7 protein-coding genes and 1 pseudogene are annotated in these 4,848 nt (G+C 30.9%); 6 read left to right on the top strand and 2 right to left on the bottom strand.

Annotated elements, in window-relative coordinates:
* Positions 1-193, bottom strand: a pseudogene (locus G577_RS11485) (IS1380 family transposase); the annotation flags it as partial.
* Between the two features lie 188 nt (positions 194-381).
* On the opposite strand from G577_RS11485, the gene G577_RS11480 reads away from it, so the two are divergent.
* Positions 382-561 carry a hypothetical protein gene (locus tag G577_RS11480; RefSeq protein WP_155988508.1) on the top strand — a complete coding sequence of 60 codons (180 nt, stop codon included), beginning with the start codon at positions 382-384 and terminating at the stop codon, positions 559-561.
* A 171-nt stretch (positions 562-732) separates the two neighbouring features.
* Here G577_RS11480 and G577_RS11475 read toward each other — a convergent pair whose 3' ends face one another.
* Positions 733-1,122 carry a helix-turn-helix domain-containing protein gene (locus G577_RS11475; RefSeq protein ID WP_038027736.1) on the bottom strand — a complete coding sequence of 130 codons (390 nt, stop codon included), beginning with the start codon at positions 1,120-1,122 and terminating at the stop codon, positions 733-735.
* Between the two features lie 208 nt (positions 1,123-1,330).
* Here G577_RS11475 and G577_RS0109900 point away from each other — a divergent pair, with 208 nt between their 5' ends.
* The 5 genes from G577_RS0109900 to G577_RS12735 all read left to right on the top strand — a co-directional run bounded on the left by G577_RS0109900 (position 1,331) and on the right by G577_RS12735 (position 4,301).
* The gene (locus G577_RS0109900) at positions 1,331-1,774 is read left to right on the top strand and encodes a hypothetical protein (RefSeq protein ID WP_028791034.1); all 444 of its coding nucleotides are present in this window, start codon (positions 1,331-1,333) and stop codon (positions 1,772-1,774) included.
* 155 nt (positions 1,775-1,929) lie between these two features.
* The gene (locus tag G577_RS0109895; RefSeq protein WP_028791033.1) at positions 1,930-2,154 is read left to right on the top strand and encodes a hypothetical protein; all 225 of its coding nucleotides are present in this window, start codon (positions 1,930-1,932) and stop codon (positions 2,152-2,154) included.
* Positions 2,155-3,293: 1,139 nt separating this feature from the next.
* Positions 3,294-3,515, top strand: a complete 222-nt coding sequence (locus tag G577_RS0109890; protein ID WP_028791032.1) for a hypothetical protein — start codon at positions 3,294-3,296, stop codon at positions 3,513-3,515.
* Positions 3,516-3,928: 413 nt separating this feature from the next.
* Entirely contained in the window at positions 3,929-4,069 is a 141-nt protein-coding gene (locus G577_RS12380; RefSeq protein ID WP_211219237.1) for a DUF1648 domain-containing protein, read from the top strand.
* 70 nt (positions 4,070-4,139) lie between these two features.
* A complete protein-coding gene (locus G577_RS12735) occupies positions 4,140-4,301 on the top strand; it encodes an SdpI family protein (protein ID WP_425314963.1) in 162 nt (53 codons plus the stop codon).
* Positions 4,302-4,848 lie beyond the last annotated feature (547 nt).

Genomic DNA, 4,848 nt, shown 5'->3' with positions numbered 1-4,848 from the left:
CATGTTGGGCGAAGAAACGATGCTCTGGAATATGAACGTATTGCGCTAACAGTGAATCAAAATGAATTTGATTTAGAAACTCCGAAAGTAAGACGAGCCCCGCGTCATTGGTTAAGGTACCACCGTCGTTGGCTATTGAGATGACTTTTTGCTCATTGAATGTAAGAGAATTTTGTTGTAAAGTAATAGACATAAGAACGCACTCCTTTATTGTTATGTTTTGTCGACTTTACAATAACACGAAGTGCGTTCTTTTTGTACACCCAGAAGGTGAAGCAACTAAACTTTTAGAAAAATGAGCATACCAATGATTGAATCATTCTTGGAAAAATTTATAAATCATTCAGGATTAATATTGAAAATAAAGGGCAACATCCGAGTGTGCAGGTCCTGTATGAACTGGTAAACCTATTAGATATCTCCATTGATGGATTATTTTTAACAGAATTAACGGATGGAAAAAGTAACAAGAGGAAGCAAGTCGAAAGACAATTAGATTATTTAAGCGACAATGAATTAGTTATTGTTAACGAAGTGATTCAAGCCATTCTTCAGGTATAAAAGCTTAGTTAAAATAGTTCGAAGTTTCACAAATAGACGGCGACAAAACTCAACAGGGTAGCTGGAAAAATAGAAAAAGGTGGGCAAAAGAAAGATATAGATTACAAAATCCAGGCGAATTTTTTCACTTTACTGTATTGACTTGAAGTAGAGAGAGGTCACTTGAGCAAACTAGTTTTTAAATTCTTCTTTACTTAAACGCAAGCTCATTTTTAAGACAGTCTCTAAAAATTTTCGTTCTTCGTAATTTATCGATCGACCATAAAAATTAAGGTCAGTGTCATTTGTAACTTGGTTAATCGTGTTTTCGATTTGTTTAGCGATATCTTTTTCTTTTTGCAAATCGGATATATCATATTTTTGGCTTGTTCGTCCAAGAAGATAATCGGTTGAAACACTAAAAAAATCCGCAATAGTGATTAATTCATTTTCTCGTATAGGCCGAACGTTGGTTTCGATTTTATTATACACGCTTCGATCGATATCTAATGATTGAGCAATCTCATTTTGTGTTAGTCCTTTTTCTTCTCTCAATTGTTTGAGTCGTTCGTAAGTTTTCATCTTGCTGTCCTTCCTATGAAGATTTATTTCAGTTTATCATGATTTAAAATAAATATTACAAATATATTCAATACAGAACTTGACAGTTCTAAAACAGAACTTTATAATAATGTTGTAAGTTCTAAAGTAAATCTTTTTAGTGCTTTGATAAATCTTTTTAATTATGAAAAGGCTTTAAATTAACAAAATAGAAAAGGAGGAACTGAGAATGAATCGATACGAAGTGAGAAAAGAAGAAACAAAACAAAGGATTAATTCCTTAGAAAAAAGAAGAGATGAGTTATATGACCAAACGGGGAAAATCGAAGATGAAATAATAGACATGGGAGAAAAAGCGATTGAAAGACAAGAAACATTGGTTAATTTAAAGAAAAAAGGTGATGTTTTGGATTCTTATATGCAATTTTTAGAAAATCAGTTGGTTATTGAAGCATTACAAGAACAATCTTATTCCATTGAGAACTTTGATATGAAAGAAAAAGACCGTTTGATGGTCATTTTACGAAAAGGAGAAGATATTTTATTTGATTGGTACATTCAAAAAAAGAAAGAAGGCTATGAATTTAATCAAATAGAACCCTTGCATAAAATTTTGAAGGAAGATTATGAAGATTATTTCAACCAACGAATGGCAAAAATAGAAGAAGGCTAAACTTTTTTAATCGAACATTTTATGTGAACATTCAATACATCGTAGAAAGGCTTTCCCTATTTACGCTAAGTTAGTATCTTATCACATTGTGCAAACGTTATGGATAGCGTCAATGAAAAATTTATGGAAAAAAGAATGGAACGGAGGAACGAATAATGGATAAAGAAGAAGAAATACAAGCTTTTACTGAGATTTATCAAAGTGGATTTGAATTAGACGGCTTAATCCAATGTTTAAATTTTTTTGTCTTTGAGCATTTTCCTGGAACAGAGGTAACCATGAAAGACATTACGGCTTTACATGGGTTAACAGCAGCATTTATGGCCTTATCAAAAAGTCATATTAAAGAAATTACTGATTTTGATCAGCGATTAGGTTAGCAATCATTAACAGTTGGAAATCCATTAATGGAATAGAAAAAGTAAAAGAACGAAAACATATCATATAACTATGACCTTTATTAAAGACCTTGAGAGGGGATCTTTTTCTTCAAAATCGTCATGTGAAGAAGGCATGTTAAGGTGTATGATAATAATTGACGTACGATAGTAACTGTCGTAACATATAGAAACAAGCTGATAAGTTGTTATCTTTTATACTTCATAATCAATAAAACTATCCGTTTTTTCTGTTTTAAAATAGCAAGTTATATTTGCGCCACGGTAAGATCGCTTTGAATTACGTTATTCACCATGAGAATGGATAAATAAGCTGTTTTTATTTAAAGAATTTTGTCTAATAGTATTTAGTAAAATAACTACGATACCATTGCACATTGGCTATACGAATACAACTTGAATGATAGAGAAATGGTCGTTATGTGCTCGTTTACCTGCCTCTTCTCAAATTCAATCTCTTCAGACAATTTTAAATCGTTAGAGTTTTTTCTGCGAAAAAGTTGTTTGATAAGGTTTAGTGTTGGATTACTTTAAGTAATAACATGGTTTCTGTTTGATAATTTACAAGTCCATTTTAAAGTTTTGGTTTATTGTTTTTCACAAGTAAGTACAAAGTCAATTATATCTGTTAACTCTTGTATATTTAAACAAATTTAATATCAATTTAACCGAAAAAACGTTCCTATCAAATATAGAAACGTTTAATCGCAATTACTAAAAAATATCTAAAATTTCTCCGATAAATAGCTTTTTTATTTGGTAGTAGTTATCGAGGGCCTTAACGGTCGAAAATTCTAGTAGTAGTTATTGGCCCCCTAAAATCTGCTAACAATTTGCTAACACTTTACTGTATATTAGAGTAGATTAGAAGGAAATACCACCCAAAAAGAACTGATTCCTCTTTTGCATAAAAGTATGTTAGAGAGCATTATTGGGTGTAAAAATCTAATAGTTACTTTTGTAAATTCGAAACTCCTAAACTTCGCTTTAGTGTGAATATTATCTAAATTATCGTCTTTATTAGCCAACCATAATATCAGTGTATTTGCGCTTTCAACATATAATAACAGATTATATTTTAGTGAAAAGGAGTGATTTGAATCATTTGAGATTCGATTAAATTGGATGTAGATAACATTGTGATTGATTGGAAGTATGGATTTTATCGCGTACTTTGGTGGATAGACTTTATTATTAGTATTTCAATTTTTTTCTTAACCGAGCCAAACTGGACTGTATCGATTACTACTATGTTGATTGCGGCTCTTGCTTTCATGGGTTGTTTAAGTATTTTTGAGAAGAAACATTCTTATTTTCAAGAAAAAACCCAAAAACAACAATAAAACATTTTAGATTATTTCATTCAACATTTTATTTTGGCTACTTTGTTTTTTAACGAACCAATTTATGACACGTTCATTCCGATTTATTTTGTTTCACCCTCGGATATCGTGCTATCCTTTTTTACAAAACTTGTATAAAAGTAGTTGACTGTTTTGGAACAAGTAAAGAGCGGGGACAGTTATAGAAGAGGGCTTACAAGAAAGTATAGACAGAATGGAGGGGAAACTTGTTGACTTTTTCTACCGTATATATAGTATTTTTCATTATTAGCATTATTCTTTTAATACTAAGTAAAATAAAGCAAAGTAAAACTATTTTTACTATTGGGCTTGCAATGCTACTCATAGTGGTAGTTTTATTTATATATTTTGTTTTTATTACAAAAGAAAATATATCTCGTTGATAAATCGGAATGGAGAAGAGAAATGAATACAAAAAGACAATGATCGTTACAAGTTTGCTAATTTTATTTCCAATGGTAGTGGGTTTGCTGCTTTGGGGAAGTTTACCAGACCAAATAGCGACTCATTTTGGTACGAATAAAGAACATTAATACGAAAATATTTAGAGCGGTCCTATGGTTGATCCCAATCATTTCCATTATTGTTTATCTATCAACATATATGTCTGCTTTAGGCTATAGAGTAAATACTGGTTTATTGATAAACCTTCTTGTCGGTGTTGTTTTTATCGTTTTAGGAAATTATCTGCATAAGGTGAAACAAAATTACACTATTGGAATTAGAATCCCTTGGACGTTAAATAGTAAAGAAAATTGGAATTGAACCAATCGTTTAGCTAGTTGGTTATTTATCATTAGTGGTTTGATATTTATTTTGAATGCATTTTTACTACAAGGATGGCTTCTAATAATTCCAATTGTCGCAGTAGTTCTTGTTCCATTTGCTTATTCATTTATGATGTTTAAAAAAGGTGTTTAGTTAACTGACGAAGACTGTTTTTTTAAAGAGCAGGCAAATTAGAAGGAATAACTTGTGCGTTCACTAAAAAGATAGATAAAAAAGAACTTCTAAGTAGTAAGTCGAGCCTTTTCAGGAACTTTCTTAGATACTGGAATCTTTAATTAATAAACTCAAGTTTCGCATACCCAAAATGATGATGTCCCTTTGATAGAACAACGCTGATAGTAAAATAATGGTTCGCTTGACTTTTGTTCAAAGGATACAAAAAGAACTCCTTTTGTTTTATAATGGATTTAACGACAAATCTAAAAACAAGGAGTTCTTGCTCTTATGATACACTTAAAAAACATCAAAAATCAATTACCAAATGAAATGAACGCAATTTTTTCTGAACTGAACGTCCTGAAAT

Origin of the sequence: Tetragenococcus muriaticus DSM 15685 (assembly GCF_000423785.1) — a bacterium.
GTDB lineage: Bacteria > Bacillota > Bacilli > Lactobacillales > Enterococcaceae > Tetragenococcus > Tetragenococcus muriaticus.
The sequence above is the reverse complement of the archived record's forward strand: the minus strand, read 5'-3'. Positions and strand labels throughout refer to the sequence as shown.